Here is a 15,671-nt window from a genome sequence, read left to right as displayed (position 1 = left end):
TGCTATGCGCATTAAGCAGGTGGACCTGCGGAGAGGCGGCCGCCGGCCGTTGCGTGGTCTGCCGAGAAAAAAACAAATTCGACATCGAATGTATGGCATGACAATCGATTAGGGAGTTTGCTAATATACTTTCGTAGTGTCGCGATCGATTTGTCGTGTGCGTTGAAATATCGTTACCGTAGCTCCATTACCCCCGGGCGCTCCTGCAGATGCTGAAATTGCTGATTGCCGATGATCACGCCCTCGTGCGGGACGCGCTGAAGACGCATATCGAGCGGCAGTGCAGCGATGCGAGCGTCGTCACGGCGGCTTCGGTTGACGACGCCATGTCGACGATCGCCGCAGTGCACGCCGAGCCGTTCTCGCTGATCATTCTCGATCTCTGGATGCCGGGCATGGACGGGCTGCATGGCCTGGAGCGCGTTCTGAAGGCCACGCAATCGCCGGTCGCCGTAATGTCGGGGCTGGCAAAGCCGGCCGATGTACAGGCCGCAATGGATGTCGGCGCCGTCGGTTTCCTGCCCAAAACCATTGACGGCGGAGTCTTGCTTGAGGTGGTTCGAGCCTTCAGCAACCGCGAACCGGCCAACGCGGCCGCGATCCGCGCACTTGCGGCTGCGTATCCAGTCGATTCTTCACCTGTTTCCGCCAAGGGCCGGCCGGTTTCCACACTGACGCGCAAAGAGGACGACGTCGTCCGGCATCTTCTGCTGGGCATGTCGAACAAGGAGATTGCGCGCTGTCTGGGCGTCGAGGAAGTGACCGTGAAGCTTCACGTCAAGAATATTTGCCGCAAGCTCGATGCCAGAAACCGGACGCATGCGGCGCTGCAAGCGGTAAGAATCGGTTATGTCGCGGCGATCTGTCCGGGCGAAAAATGTGCGGCCGAACAATGATGGCCACCAGGGTGGGAAGAACGCTCCGACCCCATCGCCCCGTCCTGAGCGCCGCTCCTTCCCATCCTTCTGAGTTGGCGGGCGCAGAGCCATACGACCTGACGCGTTGCCCACTGTCGATACTGGCAGCCATGGCGGCCCCGATCGGCAACTGAATCCCGTTCCCATCCCCGACTCTGCGTGACGGCACAGGATATCGCTGTGTGTCCGGGCAATAGTGATTGCCGAAAATCGCCCCCGTTTCGACCGTACTCCACCTCGGCGACGGAAATTGCGCGTATGTGGCCGGTGCCATGGAACATCAGCATGAGCACGGGGTTCCGGAGCGTAGGACGAAACAAGGGAAGGTGTCGTCATATGTCACGCTCGGCTCCGCATTCTCAGCCTCAGCCCGGGGGGCAAAACAGGACGGACTTCGTTCTTGTGACTGGTGGTGCCGGGTTCATTGGCCGGCATGTCGTGGCAGAACTGCTTCGGCGCGGCGCGCGGGTTCGCGTGTTCGATAACTTCAACGATCAGGTCCACACCGACCCGGCCGGCAAGGGCCATGTTCCGGGGTGCGGAACGGATGCGGCGACGACAGCCCTGCCCAATGGCAGCGTTGCCGATTGTGAAGTCATCGACGGTGACATCCGCGACCGCGAGGCTGTTCGCCGCGCACTTGATGGCGTCGACAGCGTCGTCCATCTGGCCGCCGAGGTCGGTGTCGGGCAGAGCATGTACGAAATCGAACGCTATGTCGGCGTCAACGAGTTCGGCACCGCCGTCCTGCTTCAACAGATGATCGATCTGCCGATCAAGCGCATCGTCGTGGCGTCATCAATGAGTGTTTATGGCGAGGGGCTTTATCGCGATGCCGCCGGATCGGATGTTCAGGACGCATCCCGCCCCCGGGGTGCGAACGGCAGTTCCGGGCTGGCAAGCTGGGATCCGGTCGGCGCCGATGGCGGGGCGCTGACGCCGGTCGCGACGCCGGAATCAAAGGAGCCGAAGCTGTCGTCGATCTATGCGCTGAACAAGTACGCGCAAGAGCAGATGGCGATGATCGTGCCGCCGGCCTATGGCACCGAGGCCGTCGCATTGCGTCTCTTCAACGTCTACGGGCCGGGGCAGGCTCTGTCCAATCCGTATACCGGTGTGCTGGCGGTATTCGCCGCCCGCCTTCTGAACGGCCGGCCGCCAATGATCTATGAGGATGGCCAGCAACTGCGCGATTTCGTGCATGTCGAAGATGTCGCCAGGGCCTTCGCTGATGCACTGACCGCACCCAGGGCAGCGGGGGCGGTCATCAATATCGGCAGTGGACGGCCGATTTCCATCGGGCAGCTGGCCCAGCGATTTGCCGCCGTAATGGCGCGCGAGGACCTGAAACCCGTAATTGCCGGCAAGCGCCGTGCGGGGGATATCCGGCACTGCTTTGCCGACATCGACCATGCAAGGCGGATCCTGCAGTACGAGCCGCGATACGATCTGGACGTCGGCTTGGCTGAACTGGCCGACTGGGTCGTGACCGAGGGCGCGGTCGACAACATCGCCCATGCCAGCGCCGAACTGGAATCGCGGGGACTGGTTACATGACGGCAAACGGGAAATGCGCTCCCGGCGTCGTCGAATGGTTCCGGCCCGGGTGCCATTCCCATGCTGAAGCCGCGCTGGAACAGATGCGCATGATCGGCGTCGATCGCCTGCGAACGCATCTGTCATGGGCGGAGTTTCACGTCGAGGGTGGCCGGGACTGGTATGACTGGCTGCTGCCGAAACTTGCGGCCGAAACCGATCTGCTTCCCTGCATTCATTACACACCACCCTCGATCGCCGAGAACGGGCGCACGAACGGGCCGCCGACCGATCTGAGGGCGTTCGCCGACTTCATCGATAGCGTGATCGACCGCTACGGACGCCATTTCGAAGCCGTGGAACTGTGGAACGAGCCCAACAATCTGCTGGATTGGGATTGGCGGCTGGACCCCGACTGGGGAAAGTTCTGCATGATGGCTGGCGCCGCCGCCAACTGGGTGCGCCAGCGCGGCAAACGGGCGGTGCTGGGCGGGCTGTGCCCGAGCGACGCCAACCTTCTGCGCCATATGGGCGAGCGCGGACTGCTTCAGTACATCGACGTGATCGGTGTGCACGGGTTTCCCGGCACCTGGGAGAGCGAGGAAGGAACCTGGGCGGGGTGGGGCAGTCTGATTGCGGAAACGCGTGAGGCGGTCGAACCATTCACCGACAATGCTGAAATCTGGATCACCGAGGCCGGGTATTCGACCTGGCGCCGCGACGAGGCCGAACAGGCGCGCCGGTTCCTTGAGATCACGGCCGCGCCGGCCGACCGCGTCTATTGGTACGCGCTTCAGGATCTGCCCATCGATGTCGCCAGCCAGGAAGGCTATCACTTCGACGAGCGGCACTATCATTTGGGGCTGTTCGACAGTAGCGGCCATCCGAAACTGACGGCGCGCCTGCTGGCGCATGGCGGGCAGGTCTGTATCGAGCAGACCCTGGATCTGGCGCGTCCGGGACCGGCGATCGTCGGCCGGAAGCCGGTGCTGGTCACTGGCGGGGCCGGGTTCATCGGGTGCAATCTGGCCGACAGCCTGGCCGCCGATGGCCGCGATGTTCTCGTCTTCGACGGACTGATGCGGGTCGGGGTGGAACAGAACCTGGCCTGGCTGAGACGCCGCCACCCCGCCCGGATCAGCGCGACCATTGGCGACGTGCGCGACCGGATCGCCGTCGACGACGTCACCCGCGATGCATCGGGCGTGATCCATCTTGCGGCGCAGGTGGCCGTGACGTCGAGCCTGGCCGATCCGATGGACGATTTCCGCTCGAACCTGTGCGGCACGCTGAACCTGCTGGAAGCCATACGCCCCAATCCGATGCCCTTCGTTTTTGCCAGCACCAACAAGGTCTACGGCGATCTGGCCGAGGTGCCGCTGGTGCTGCTCGACCGGGCGTATCGCCCGGCGGATGACGCACTGAACGCCACCGGCGTCGGCGAGGATCGCAGCCTCAGTCTGGTCACGCCGTATGGATGCTCCAAGGGCGCTGCTGATCAATATGTTCTGGATTACAGCCGTAGCTTCGGGTTGCCGACGGCCGTGCTGCGCATGAGCTGTGTGTATGGCGAACGTCAGTTTGGCACCGAGGATCAGGGGTGGGTCGCTCATTTCGCAATCAATGCCCTCGCCGGACGGCCCGTGACCATCTTCGGCGACGGCTTTCAGGTCCGCGACATCCTTCATGTCGACGACGCCGTCCGCGCCTATCGGCGTGTCTTCGACAACATCGGCGCCGTTTCCGGCCGGGCGTTCAATCTGGGCGGCGGACCGGCCAATGCCGTTAGCCTGGCCGAACTGGTTGCCTGTCTGGAGCATCTGATCGACGGGCCGGTCGACACCCGCACCGAGCCGTGGCGCCAGGGCGACCAGAAATACTTCGTTTCCGATACGCGCCGACTGAACGCGGCGCTGGGATGGGTGCCGGCCATAGAATGGAAGAGCGGCGTTCGACGGCTGGTCAATTGGCTGCGGGTCGAGCGCGCCGACGACGTCGGGCCGATGCCGAATTGCAGGGCCGGCTCCCCGATTCCCCCCACCTTTCCGTCCGCGAGGTGAGACGATGCGCATCGCTCTGGTCAATCCCGCCTGGCGTTACGACAACAGCATTTATTTCGGCTGTCGCGCGGCGCATCTGCCGTTGGAACTGGGATACTCCAGGGCCTTGTCCGAGCAAGGCGGTCACACGGCCGAAATCTTCGACGGCCAGTTGTCGGGCGGTGACAATTCAGCGCTCGCCGAGGCGGTGGCGGCTTTCCAGCCCGACATGACCGTTGTCGCAACCGCGCCGACCTATCTGTTCTGGCGGTGCGCGCCGCCGGAGCTGCGCGTGCCGGGGCAGTTCCTCGGGCTGCTTGGCGGCCGTGGCGGTCTCACCGTCGCCGTCGGTCCGCACGGATCGGTGACGCCGGAACCGACGCTGAGGAAACTCGGCTGCGACATTGTCGTGCGCGGCGAATGCGAAGAGGTGGTGGCCGGTCTGGCCAATCACGGCGGCAACCCCGGCGCCGTTCCGGGTACCGCCTGGCTCGGGGGCGACCGGAGGCTGCGCCTGAACGGCGGCAATGCGGCTTCGCCGTTCGTGTCTCATCCGGCGCTGAAATGGCCGGATCGCTGGCTGGCCGATCACTGGCATCATCACCACCGGTTCGATGCCGCGCCGGACGGACCGGGGGCCGAGGTCGAGGCGTCGCGCGGGTGTCCCTTCAATTGCTCGTTCTGCGCCAAGATCGACTATCGCGACAAATACCGCCGCCGCGACCTGTCGATCCTGCTGGACGAGATCGACGCACTTATCGCTCAGGGCGTGACCTATCTGTACTTCATCGACGAGATATTTCTGCCGCGCCAGGATCTTCTTGCGGCGCTGACCGAGCGGGACGTCCGCTTCGGCGTGCAGACGCGCATCGATCTGTGGAGGCCGGAAATGATCGCGCTGCTGGGCAAAGCGGGCTGCGTTTCGGTCGAAGCCGGGCTGGAAAGCCTGACGCCCGAGGGCCGGGACAGTCTGGACAAGAGATGCCGGCTTTCCACCGAGGAAATGGCCGATCTTCTGATCGAGGCGCGCCGGCACATTCCGTTTGTTCAGGCCAATCTGATCGCGACGGTCGCGGACGACCCGGCGACCGTGGCCTGTTGGCGCGACCGGCTTCGGGATCACGATGTCTGGGCGAACGACCCTGTGCCGCTGTTCGCCTATCCCAGCTCGCCGGATTATCGCAAGCGCTGGGGCGCCCCCGACGATTGCGCCTGGGAACGCGCCCACGATCACTATCTGCGCGAATTCGGCGTGTTCAGCGACATTCAGGAGCAGGATCCGAAATCTCTGGCGCAATTGGAGGCCCCATGCCCCGGATGCTGAGCGAGCCGCGCCGGATCGTTATCTCCACCGACACCGTCGGCGGCGTCTGGACTTATGCCCTGGATCTGGCGCGCGCGCTTGCTGACCGGGGCATCGAAGTCGTGCTGATGATCGTTGGGCCGTCGGCTTCGGTCTCCCAGCGCCGGTCGGTGGATGCGATCGGCGGTGTCACGCCGGTAGTCGCTGATCTGCCGCTGGACTGGGCGGCACGCGATGAGCGTGAGCTGGTCGATGCGGGCGAGGCGTTCTTCAACCAGTGCCGTGCTTTCGACCCCGACGTCATTCACCTGAACAGCCCCGGATTTGCTGCCACGCTGGCGCGGGAGGAGGCTGCGTCGCGCACGCCGCTTGTCGTTGGGCTCCACTCGTGCGTGGCCAGTTGGTGGTCGGCGGTTTTTCCCGGCATTGATCTGCCGCCGGATCTGGCGTGGCAGTTGGCAATTGTCAGGCGGGGTTTGGCGAGGGCCGATGCCGTCATCGTCCCCAGCCATGCGTTTGCCGCCGCGATCAAACCCCATTACGGGCACGGCCTCGATATCGAAGTCATTCCCAATGGACGTCACCTTTCGAACGGTGGGGGGCGTCAGGCAGGAGCCGGGGGACTGGTGCTGACGGCGGGCCGGCTGTGGGATCAGGGCAAGAATGTCGCAACGCTCGACCGGGCCGCGGCGCAGTTGGCGATGCCGATCGAAGCGGCCGGGCCGGTGTGCGAGCCGCGTCGCGGCGCTGTGGCGGCTGCTTTTCACCATTTGCGGCTTGTGGGTGAACTGGACCGGGCGGCGATGCAGGATCGGTTGGACGAGGCTGGTATTTTCGTTTCGGCGGCCATTTACGAGCCGTTCGGGCTGGCGGTGCTGGAGGCGGCGCAGGCCCGATGCGCGCTGGTGCTGTCCGATATTCCGACATTTCGCGAGCTATGGGACGGGGCGGCGGTCTTCGTCGAGCCCTCGGACGCGTACGGCTTCGCCCGCGAAATCGAGCGGTTGCGGGCGGATGGTGCGGCGCGGTTGGCAATGGCCGACGCGGCTGCAAGGCGGGCCGGTGGCTTTGGGATCGACGCCATGGCCACCGAGACGGCTGCGCTTTACGGCCGGGTGGCGGCCTGTCGTCTGGCAAGCGTGGGGGCGCCCGCATGAAGATCGTCTATTTCACCCAGTCCCTGCGGTCCTGCTGGAACCATGGCAACGCGCATTTCCTGCGCGGCATGGTGCGGGCGCTGCGCCGCAGCGGCCATTGTGTCGACGTGCTGGAACCGGCGGGGAGTTGGAGTCTGACCAATCTGCGCCACGACCAGGGCGATGAGGGGCTGTTGCCCTTTCGCCGTGCCTATCCTGATCTGGAGCCGGTATCCTACGACGATGGCGCCGACCCGGTGCTGTTTGCCGATGCCGCCGATCTGGTGATCGTGCACGAATGGACCGACCCGGCGGTGATCGCGCGGCTGGTGCGCCTGCGCCGCGAGGGCGGGCGATTTCTGCTGCTGTACCACGATACCCACCACAGGGCGGTCAGCGAACCGGACAGTGTCGACCGCGCGGTGCTGGAAGGCTTCGACGCCATTCTTGCGTTCGGCGAAAGCCTGGCCGCCGTCTACCGGAAATGGGGGGCGCGGGTGTTCGTCTGGCACGAGGCGGCGGATGTCAGCCACTTTTTTCCTCGCCGGTGTTCCGGCAAAGAGGCGCCGTCGGGCGATGTCGTCTGGATCGGAAACTGGGGCGACGAGGAACGCACCGAGGAGTTGGAGACATTTCTCTTCAGCCCGGTCGCCGCGGAGGAACTGGCGCTGATGGTCCACGGAGTCCGGTATCCCGAAGCGGCGGTGCGGCGGCTGAACAATATCGGCGCCAGTTATGGTGGATGGGTCGCCAACGCCGATGTGCCGAACCTGTTCGCCCGGTTCCTGATGACTGTCCATGTGCCGCGCCGGTTCTATGTCGAAGCCCTGCCGGGGATCCCGACGATCCGCATGTTTGAAGCACTGGCCTGCGGCATTCCTCTGATCAGCGCGTGGTGGCCCGATACCGAAGGGCTGTTCCGGCCCGGCGACGATCACCTGGTCGCCCGGACGGGAGACGAGATGAGGCGGCATATGCGTGATCTCCGCCACCAGCCGGGCCTGCGCGAGGCTCTTGCCACGAATGGCCTGGAGACCATCCGCACCCGGCACACCTGCGACCATCGCGCGGCAGAGCTGATGGATGTGGTTCAGGAAATGACGCAAAGCGCCGCCGAAAGGGTTGTCGGATGACCACGATCGCCTTTTACGGATCGAGCTTGCTGTCGTCCTACTGGAATGGTGCCGCAACTTATTATCGCGGCATTATCCGGGCGCTGCACGACCGGGGCTACCGGGTGACCTTTTACGAACCCGATGCCTTCGACCGGCAGTCGCACCGCGATATCGACGCCCCCGACTGGGCGCGGGTGGTGGTCTATCCCGCCACCCCCGAAGGCGTATCTTCGGTTCTGGACGACGGTGCCGGGGCCGACGTCATGATCAAGGCAAGTGGCGTCGGCGTTCATGACGACCTGTTGCTGACCGGCATGCTGGAAAAGGCATTGCCGGAAACGGTCAGAATCTTCTGGGATGTCGATGCCCCGGCCACGCTTGCCGCGCTGAAATCGGCATCGGCCCCAGCGCTGAGGCAGGCGCTGCCGGCGCTCGACGCCGTTCTGACCTATGGCGGTGGAAATGCCGTCGTCGCGGAATACCGGGCGCTCGGCGCGCGCGACTGCGTGCCGATCTATAACGCACTCGACCCCGCGACGCATTTCCCGGTCGCGCCGGAACCCCGTTTCGCCGCTGATGCGTCCTTTCTGGGCAATCGACTGCCCGATCGTGAAGCGCGGGTCGAAGCGATATTCTTCGACGCGGCGCGGAGACTGCCCGACGCGCGGTTCCTGCTCGCCGGGTCCGGTTGGGAGCCCGATCGGCTGCCGAAAAATGTGCGCCATATCGGCCATGTCCGCACCGCCGATCACAACGCGTTCAACGCCTCGGCGCTGGCTGTCGTCAACATTGCACGCGACGCAATGGCCGCGGTCGGCTTTTCGCCGGCGACACGAGTGTTCGAAGCCCTCGGCGCCGGTGCCTGTCTGATCACCGACGAATGGCAGGGGCTGGAGATGTTCGTCGAGCCGGGCCGGGAAATCCTGACCGTTCGCGACGGGGTCGATCTCGCCCACCTGCTGAGCGCGCTGACGCCGGAACGGGCGGCCGAAATCGGTCGGGCCGGGCGCCAGCGCATCCTGGCTGATCATACCTATGCCGATCGGGCCGCCATTCTGACTGCCAGGCTCGCGGCCCTGCAATCCGCCCGAACCTTTCTCAATCCGACGGGAACGACAGCATGAAACTGGTGTTTTTCGGTCTGAGCCTGTCGTCTTCCTGGGGAAACGGCCACGCGACGACCTATCGAAGCCTGCTGCGCGCCCTGGCCGATCGTGGCCACGACATCGTGTTCTATGAACGGGATGTTCCATGGTATCGCGCCCATCGCGATCTGCCCGATCCCGATTTCTGTACGCTGCGCCTGTACGATCGGCTGCCCGATATCGTGGAAATCGACGACGAAGCGCCCGACGCCGTTATCATCGGTTCCTATGTCGAGGATGCCGAGGCTCTGGTGGCGATGCTGTCGAACCGGACATCGGTAACGCTGGCGTATTACGACATCGATACGCCGGTGACCGTCGCCGGGCTGGCGGCGGGTGGGGCGGCCTATCTCAAGCCGCGGACCGTGCCGGCCTTCGATGTCTATCTGTCTTTCAGCGGCGGCCCGATCATGACGCGGCTGAAGCGGGAGTTCGGTGCACGGATGGTGCGGTCGCTGTCCTGCAGCGTCGATACACGGATCTATGCGCCTATCGAAGTACCGCGCCGCTACGCGCTCGGCTATCTGGGCACCTACGATCCCAGCCGGCAGCCAGCGTTGGAGGAATTGCTGATCGAGCCCGCGCGCCGGATGCCGGATCGGCGCTTCATCGTCGCCGGCGCCCTGTATCCGGATGACATCGCCTGGCCCGGCAATGTCGAGCGTATCGCGCATCTTCCGCCGAGCGAACACGCGGCTTTCTATGCGTCTCTGGTCTTCGCCCTCAATGTCACCCGTGCCGATATGGTGAAGGCCGGATACAGCCCCAGCGTCCGGATATTCGAAGCGGCCGGATGTGCCCGGCCGGTGATCACCGATGTCTGGCCGGGGTTGGCGCAGGTGCTGGAGCCGGGAGCAGAGGTTCTGTGCGCCGGAAGCGCCGACGATGTCGTGGCGTGTCTGGCAATGGCCGACGCCAGCAGGGAAAGGATCGCCAGGGCGGGGTATCTGCGGGTTCTGCGCGATCACACCGCCACTGCCCGGGCCGTCGCATTCGAGGACGCTCTGATTGAAGCCGCGCATGGCCGAATGGCGCGGACGGGATCGCAAGCGCGGGCGCGCGCCTCATGAGCGGGGGTGCAACCATTCTCGACGAAATCGCTGACCTGGCGCCGTGGTTTCACAATCTGCATCTCCCCGGCGGCGTTTGCACCGCGCCCGACCATCCGCTGGGCGATTTTCCCAACTTCAAATGGCTGGAAATCGCCGACCACCTGCCGTCCGACCTCAGTGGCAAGCGGGTGCTGGATATCGGCTGCAATGCCGGCTTCTACAGCCTTGCGATGGCCGGGCGCGGGGCGGAGGTGGTCGGTATCGACATGGACGACCATTATCTGGCCCAGGCGCGATGGGCGGCCGACAAGGCCGGCGCCGACCGGGTCTCTTTTCAGAAAGCGTCGGTCTACGAGCTCACGGCCTTGCCCGGACATTTCGACGTCGTGCTGTTTTTGGGTGTTCTTTATCACCTCCGGCACCCGCTGCTGGCGCTCGACCTGATCGCTGAAATCGATCCGGGCCTGTTGGTGGTACAGACGCTGACACGGGGCGACGAAGCGGTGTCGGAGGACAGCCGCAGCGATGTCGATTTCCAGACGCGGCACAAGCTGCAGACTTCTTCATGGCCGGCCATGGCCTTCATCGAGTCGACGTTCTGCGGCGATCCTACAAACTGGTGGGTGCCGAACCATGCCTGCGTCCTCGCCATGCTGCGCAGCGCCGGATTTGCCGTGCGTGGGCAGCCGGGCCACGAAATCTATGTCTGCGACCGCAGCGACCGCAGCGACCGGACCGCCCCCGCGTTCATCGACGACGCCCATAGCCAGGCAAGCCGCATTGCCGTCAGCAGCCGCGTTTGTCAGGGAGACAATGAATGACCGAGCGCATTCTCGTTGCCGGTGGGGCCGGGTTCATAGGAACCAACCTTACCGCCGCCCTGCTGGACCAGGGTTATGACGTGGTCGTGCTGGATAACCTGCGCACGGGGCGGACGGTCAATCTGGATGCCCTGACCACCAGCGGTCGCCTTGTCTTTCGTCATGGCGACATCAACGATCCGCCGGGCGATCTCGGTTCTTTCAACAAGATCTATAATCTCGCCTGCGCGGCGTCGCCCGTTCACTATCAATCCGACCCCGTCGACACCTTGCCGACCTGTGTCAATGGCACCCACAACCTTCTGGCGCTGGCCGAAGCCTGCGGCGCGCGCTTTCTCATGGCGTCGACCAGCGAGGTCTATGGCGATCCGCTGACCCATCCGCAGCCCGAGGGCTATTTCGGCAACGTCAATCCCAACGGCCCGCGCGCCTGCTACGACGAAGGCAAGCGTGCTGCTGAAACGCTGTGCTGCGACTATCGCCAACGCGGCGTCGACGTGCGCATCGCGCGGATCTTCAATACCTATGGTCCCTTCATGTCGCCCGATGACGGGCGTGTCGTCACCAACGCCGTCTGTCAGGCCCTTGCGGGGCATGATATCACCGTCTACGGCGACGGTACGCAGACGCGGTCATTCTGCTATATCGACGATCTGGTGGCAGGACTGATGGCGCTGATGGAATGCGGGACGCCGATCGATCGCCCGATCAATCTGGGCAACCCGGATGAGGTTTCGATCAACGATATGGTGGCGGAGGTTCTGCGCGCCGTACCGGGGCGTTCGCGCATCGTGCACCGGCCGCTCCCGACCGACGATCCGCGGCGTCGCTGCCCGGACATTTCCCGTGCCCGCGAGCTGCTGGGCTGGGAGCCGAAGATCGCATTCCCCGACGGGTTGGGCAGAACCGTTCAATGGCTCGCCGGGCAGACGCAGCCGACGATCGCCACCAGCGTCGTTCAGCCAACGCCGGTCAGCAAATCTCAGGCTCGCGCCGGTATGGCAGCCGAGTAGCGCCCGCTTCAGCAGGTGTAGAGGGCGTTGCCTTCAGATCCGGACCCGACTATTGCCGTCCTACCCCCCGATGAGATCGCCGCCATTGGGGTGCAGAACCTGGCCCGTCATGTACGATGCATCGTCACACGCCAGGAAAAGCAGGGCCGGCGCGACCTCGTTGGGTTGGCCCGGGCGGCCCAGTGGTGACCCTTTGCCGAACTCGGCGACGTGTTCGGCCGGGAACGAGGCCGGGATAAGCGGCGTCCAGATTGGACCGGGCGCGACGCCGTTGACGCGTATACCCTTGTCGGCGAGGTTGGACGAAAGCGCGCGGACGAAGGCCAGGATCGCCCCCTTCGTCGACGAGTAATCCAGCAGTGTCGGCTGACCCCGATAGGCGGTGACCGATGTCGTGCAGATGATCGAGGCACCGCGTCGCAAATGGGGCAGGGCTGCCTGAGTGATGAAGAAATAGCCGAAGATATTGGTACGAAACGTCCGCACCAGCTGCTCCTCGGGGATGTCAGTCAGAGCTTCGCGATAATGCTGCTCGGCCGCATTGTTGACGACGACATCGATACCGCCGAACCGGTCGATGGTCCCGGCGATGAAGGCGTCGGCAACCGCCCGTTCGCCGACATCCCCGGACTTCAACAGGCATTCGCCGCCTTCCTGTTCCACGAGCCGCGCTGTTTCCTCGGCATCGTTCTGTTCCGTGGCATCCTTGTAGAGGATGGCGACCCTGGCGCCTTCCCGCGCAAACAGGATCGCGGTCGCCCGACCAATGCCGGAATCGGCGCCGGTGATGATTGCGGTCTTCCCCTTGAGCCGGCCTGAACCGGGAAAACGGGGCGCATATTCCGGATGGGGATACATTGCCGCTTCGCTGCCGGGCTGGTGCTTCTGGTGCTGGCCTACCGGCGGGTCCGTTTCGTCAGCCATGGAAGAATGGTCCTCGCGTCTCCGGCGTGCATATCCGATGTTACTGCCGGGTTGATTGGTGAACGGCCATCCGGATGATGACTGGATCGATACACCCGCCTGCCCAATCTTCCGGAAAAATGCGCGCGCATTCGATCCGTCGATGACCTTTCTGTGGCCGTCAAAGATTTCAGTGTCGTGTTGGGGGCATTTGCGCTGATCCTGTTGGTAGACGCGTCCCGACACCTCATATGTGAGAGTGTGGAAACGACCTCGGTGATGGAAAGGTTCCCGGACCCCAGGCGGCAAGACGCGACGGTAACTTGTGTTATTGAAGCTGGCTTGGTGAATAGGGAATGGTGGTTGGCCGATCCCGGGCCATGCAATGGCAAATGAAAGGCATCGCCCCCATGATTCCCACTGAGGAACTCTTCAAGCAGATCAAATCGACCACCGGGCCCGATAAAGACCGTATACTGAAGACACGGGCATTGGCGCTTCATGTGGCGACGTTTATCGACGACCGGGCTTCGGCGCGAAAGCTGGTCCGAGAGTTGAATATGGCCTATTTGCACCTTCAATTCGCGACACTGTCGGAGGAAGCGAACGTCAGGACCAGGTGCCGCGAGCAATGCCTGGAAGTGGCCACGCGGCTATGCGCGGCTGCGCGGGAAAGCGGCGTCGGCCGGGAAGGACTGGCGCACGAGCCCAACCGCCTGGCCGACGATAATGCAGTGAACAGGGCGAATTCACGGGGAACCACGGCATCCGCCGCCGAATGACGTTTCTCGACGAGCGAACCGATTCACGCGAGCCGGGCGCGCGGCACTCATGTAATTTCGTTCATGACCTGCTTCAGGCGGCGGCGTTCTGACCGTTTGCTGATCTGGCGGCTGTCCGACGCCCGCCAGCGGTTGCCTCTGGTTTTATCGGGATTGAAACGGAAGCAGCGTTTTGCGGCAACCGGGTATTTCTCTGGCCCATAGATTGCGACCACCATGATGTCGAACGCGCTGATCTGATCCACCGACGTGGTCGTTTCCTTCGGCTGACGGCCAGGTGTGGCGCTCTCGGGCCGCTGGTCTGGCTGTTGCCTGCTTGAAAGCGGAGCATCCGTCGGTACGGTATGTTCCTGGCTCTTGTCCGGGGACTGGTCTCGCGGCGGCGTGCCGGAAGGGAGGTTGCGGCTGTCCGGTTCGTCGGTAGCAACGCCGGAATCGCCGAGAAGAGCTTGTTGGAGCAGCGATTCGAAGGTGCCGATATTGATGTAGTCACCTTTGGCGACCGGTCCCTGGAACCAGGATGAACGCGCGTCGGTACTTGGCTTCTTCGACAGAGAATTCAAGTCGGTCAGCGATCTTTGTATCGATTGTCCGTCGGGATCGATGATGACAACGATGGAATCCACATAGATCGGCTCTGCGCTCATGTTGGAAATCAGGCAATTGGCGGTGATCTCATGACCGGCACCGCGATTGATCAGGATTTTGGCCTGCCGCTGTTGCCAGTGGGTGCTCAGCAAGAGCTGAAAATACGATGCCCAGACGACCAGTATCAGAAAGTTGACGATGGTGTTGATCGCATCGCTGTATTCGATGAGCAATGCCCACAGATCCATAGTGAATGCTCCTCGTTGCCCGGCCTGAAGCGGTGCCCGCCAGCCCGCTCCTGAACGTCCGCCGCCCACATACTGTTCCTGAATAACGGAACATGCGGCGGTAGTTCCATGTTTGGCGACTGCCACGGAGGGACCAGCTGTGAATGATCCCGATATCGAAATGTTATCCACCACGGTGCCCGCGGCGCTGGCGCGGGCCGTTCGCGAACTGCTCGAAGCGACCTGCGATCGCGGCTTGCGTCTGGCGGTCGCGGAAAGTTGCACGGGAGGATTGCTATCGTCGCTGCTGACCGACGTGCCCGGGTGTTCACACGCGTTCGAGCGCGGATTCATCGTCTATTCGAGCAGATCGAAGGAAGAACTCCTCGGCGTGCCGCGCGGGATACTGGACCGCCATGGCGCCGTCTCGGAGAAGACGGCGATCGCTCTTGCCGAGGGGGCGCTGGCGCGCTCGTCGGCGGATGTCACCGTAGCCATTACGGGATATGCCGGACCGGCCGGCCGCAGCGGCGAGCCCGGCCTGGTTCATTTCGCCAGCGCCAGCCGCTTCGCTGACACCAGCCATCGGGTCGAGCGGTTCGGGGATATCGGGCGCGGGGCGGTTCGCCTTGCCGCCACTCGGGTTGCGGTGGATATGCTGAGCGCAACGGTGGCGATCCGACAACGATAGCCGAGTTGCGGGGACGCCGGTCCCCGTACTGACAATCGCCTGGCACGAAGCGTTGTGCCAATCAATGAAGGGAGATCGACAGTGGCCGAAAATGGGAAAAAGGGCGGGAATGCCCGCGATGGAAATAATCCGCGCAATGTAACGGAGACTGATCTCGCCGGCAGGAAAATGGGTGAAAACAGCCTGCAGGGCGACGATCAGCACAATGTGCACAATCAGCGCCACGCCGTTCCCGACGAGAAAACGAAAACCGACGACATCATCGAGGGGTTGGAAAAGATGGACAAGCACGAGTGTGCGCGGCGAGAGTCAGGAAAGAAAGATCCATCGAAAGAATAGTTAACTGATGGATAGAAGTAATGGATAGGTGAGCATTATACCGGCTCCCGCCGGGTTCCGGCCG

15 protein-coding genes are annotated in these 15,671 nt (G+C 63.6%); 13 read left to right on the top strand and 2 right to left on the bottom strand.

Translation table 11 applies throughout. The features are described 5' to 3' along the window. Window positions 1-209: 209 nt before the first annotated feature. From ABZ728_RS09520 to ABZ728_RS09475, 10 genes are all read left to right on the top strand, one after another. On the top strand, window positions 210-896 hold the full coding sequence (locus tag ABZ728_RS09520) for a response regulator transcription factor (RefSeq protein ID WP_366655863.1): 687 nt from the start codon (window positions 210-212) through the stop codon (window positions 894-896). Between the two features lie 423 nt (window positions 897-1,319). Beyond that, window positions 1,320-2,474, top strand: coding sequence for an NAD-dependent epimerase/dehydratase family protein (locus tag ABZ728_RS09515; RefSeq protein WP_366655862.1), 1,155 nt, complete (start codon window positions 1,320-1,322; stop codon window positions 2,472-2,474). Continuing rightward, on the top strand, window positions 2,471-4,513 hold the full coding sequence (locus ABZ728_RS09510) for an NAD-dependent epimerase/dehydratase family protein (protein WP_366655861.1): 2,043 nt from the start codon (window positions 2,471-2,473) through the stop codon (window positions 4,511-4,513). Before ABZ728_RS09515 ends, ABZ728_RS09510 begins: the two co-directional genes overlap by 4 nt. Before the next feature lie 4 nt (window positions 4,514-4,517). Next, the gene (locus tag ABZ728_RS09505) at window positions 4,518-5,816 is read left to right on the top strand and encodes a TIGR04295 family B12-binding domain-containing radical SAM protein (RefSeq protein ID WP_366655860.1); all 1,299 of its coding nucleotides are present in this window, start codon (window positions 4,518-4,520) and stop codon (window positions 5,814-5,816) included. Beyond that, window positions 5,801-6,952 (top strand): glycosyltransferase family 4 protein, encoded by a 1,152-nt coding sequence (locus tag ABZ728_RS09500; RefSeq protein ID WP_366655859.1) that lies wholly within the window; start codon window positions 5,801-5,803, stop codon window positions 6,950-6,952. The genes ABZ728_RS09505 and ABZ728_RS09500 overlap by 16 nt, the downstream gene beginning before the upstream one ends. Then, the gene (locus ABZ728_RS09495) at window positions 6,949-8,064 is read left to right on the top strand and encodes a glycosyltransferase (RefSeq protein WP_366655858.1); all 1,116 of its coding nucleotides are present in this window, start codon (window positions 6,949-6,951) and stop codon (window positions 8,062-8,064) included. Before ABZ728_RS09500 ends, ABZ728_RS09495 begins: the two co-directional genes overlap by 4 nt. Further along, window positions 8,061-9,170: a glycosyltransferase gene (locus ABZ728_RS09490; protein ID WP_366655857.1), complete on the top strand. Its 1,110-nt coding sequence runs from the start codon at window positions 8,061-8,063 to the stop codon at window positions 9,168-9,170. The genes ABZ728_RS09495 and ABZ728_RS09490 overlap by 4 nt, the downstream gene beginning before the upstream one ends. Then, complete coding sequence (locus ABZ728_RS09485; protein WP_366655856.1) at window positions 9,167-10,261, top strand: glycosyltransferase; 1,095 nt, start codon at window positions 9,167-9,169, stop codon at window positions 10,259-10,261. Before ABZ728_RS09490 ends, ABZ728_RS09485 begins: the two co-directional genes overlap by 4 nt. Next, a complete protein-coding gene (locus ABZ728_RS09480; protein WP_366655855.1) occupies window positions 10,258-11,064 on the top strand; it encodes a TIGR04290 family methyltransferase in 807 nt (268 codons plus the stop codon). The genes ABZ728_RS09485 and ABZ728_RS09480 overlap by 4 nt, the downstream gene beginning before the upstream one ends. After that, window positions 11,061-12,077, top strand: coding sequence for a UDP-glucuronic acid decarboxylase family protein (locus tag ABZ728_RS09475; RefSeq protein WP_366655854.1), 1,017 nt, complete (start codon window positions 11,061-11,063; stop codon window positions 12,075-12,077). Before ABZ728_RS09480 ends, ABZ728_RS09475 begins: the two co-directional genes overlap by 4 nt. A gap of 60 nt (window positions 12,078-12,137) precedes the next feature. On the opposite strand, the gene ABZ728_RS09470 is transcribed toward ABZ728_RS09475, so the two are convergent. Continuing rightward, window positions 12,138-13,001 carry an SDR family oxidoreductase gene (locus tag ABZ728_RS09470; protein ID WP_366655853.1) on the bottom strand — a complete coding sequence of 288 codons (864 nt, stop codon included), beginning with the start codon at window positions 12,999-13,001 and terminating at the stop codon, window positions 12,138-12,140. A 371-nt stretch (window positions 13,002-13,372) separates the two neighbouring features. Between ABZ728_RS09470 and ABZ728_RS09465 the strand changes: the two genes are divergently transcribed. Next, a complete protein-coding gene (locus tag ABZ728_RS09465; RefSeq protein WP_366655852.1) occupies window positions 13,373-13,762 on the top strand; it encodes a hypothetical protein in 390 nt (129 codons plus the stop codon). Between the two features lie 47 nt (window positions 13,763-13,809). Here ABZ728_RS09465 and ABZ728_RS09460 read toward each other — a convergent pair whose 3' ends face one another. After that, window positions 13,810-14,724, bottom strand: coding sequence for a hypothetical protein (locus ABZ728_RS09460; RefSeq protein WP_366655851.1), 915 nt, complete (start codon window positions 14,722-14,724; stop codon window positions 13,810-13,812). A gap of 13 nt (window positions 14,725-14,737) precedes the next feature. Here ABZ728_RS09460 and ABZ728_RS09455 point away from each other — a divergent pair, with 13 nt between their 5' ends. Then, entirely contained in the window at window positions 14,738-15,268 is a 531-nt protein-coding gene (locus tag ABZ728_RS09455) for a CinA family protein (RefSeq protein ID WP_366655850.1), read from the top strand. Window positions 15,269-15,349: 81 nt separating this feature from the next. Continuing rightward, window positions 15,350-15,607, top strand: a complete 258-nt coding sequence (locus ABZ728_RS09450) for a hypothetical protein (protein ID WP_366655849.1) — start codon at window positions 15,350-15,352, stop codon at window positions 15,605-15,607. Window positions 15,608-15,671 lie beyond the last annotated feature (64 nt).

The organism is Fodinicurvata sp. EGI_FJ10296 (assembly GCF_040712075.1).
Classification (GTDB): Bacteria; Pseudomonadota; Alphaproteobacteria; order DSM-16000; family Inquilinaceae; genus JBFCVL01.
This window is presented reverse-complemented; position numbering and strand designations above follow the sequence as displayed.

Bases quoted from the DNA above. Each gene is read 5' to 3' on its own strand.
- ABZ728_RS09475 (WP_366655854.1), top strand. From the start codon at position 11,061: ATGACCGAGCGCATTCTCGTTGCCGGTGGGGCCGGGTTCATAGGAACC.
- ABZ728_RS09510 (WP_366655861.1), top strand. From the start codon at position 2,471: ATGACGGCAAACGGGAAATGCGCTCCCGGCGTCGTCGAATGGTTCCGG.
- ABZ728_RS09485 (WP_366655856.1), top strand. From the start codon at position 9,167: ATGAAACTGGTGTTTTTCGGTCTGAGCCTGTCGTCTTCCTGGGGAAAC.
- ABZ728_RS09480 (WP_366655855.1), top strand. From the start codon at position 10,258: ATGAGCGGGGGTGCAACCATTCTCGACGAAATCGCTGACCTGGCGCCG.
- ABZ728_RS09495 (WP_366655858.1), top strand. From the start codon at position 6,949: ATGAAGATCGTCTATTTCACCCAGTCCCTGCGGTCCTGCTGGAACCAT.
- ABZ728_RS09470 (WP_366655853.1), bottom strand. From the start codon at position 13,001: ATGGCTGACGAAACGGACCCGCCGGTAGGCCAGCACCAGAAGCACCAG.
- ABZ728_RS09520 (WP_366655863.1), top strand. From the start codon at position 210: ATGCTGAAATTGCTGATTGCCGATGATCACGCCCTCGTGCGGGACGCG.
- ABZ728_RS09505 (WP_366655860.1), top strand. From the start codon at position 4,518: ATGCGCATCGCTCTGGTCAATCCCGCCTGGCGTTACGACAACAGCATT.
- ABZ728_RS09500 (WP_366655859.1), top strand. From the start codon at position 5,801: ATGCCCCGGATGCTGAGCGAGCCGCGCCGGATCGTTATCTCCACCGAC.
- ABZ728_RS09465 (WP_366655852.1), top strand. From the start codon at position 13,373: ATGAAAGGCATCGCCCCCATGATTCCCACTGAGGAACTCTTCAAGCAG.
- ABZ728_RS09490 (WP_366655857.1), top strand. From the start codon at position 8,061: ATGACCACGATCGCCTTTTACGGATCGAGCTTGCTGTCGTCCTACTGG.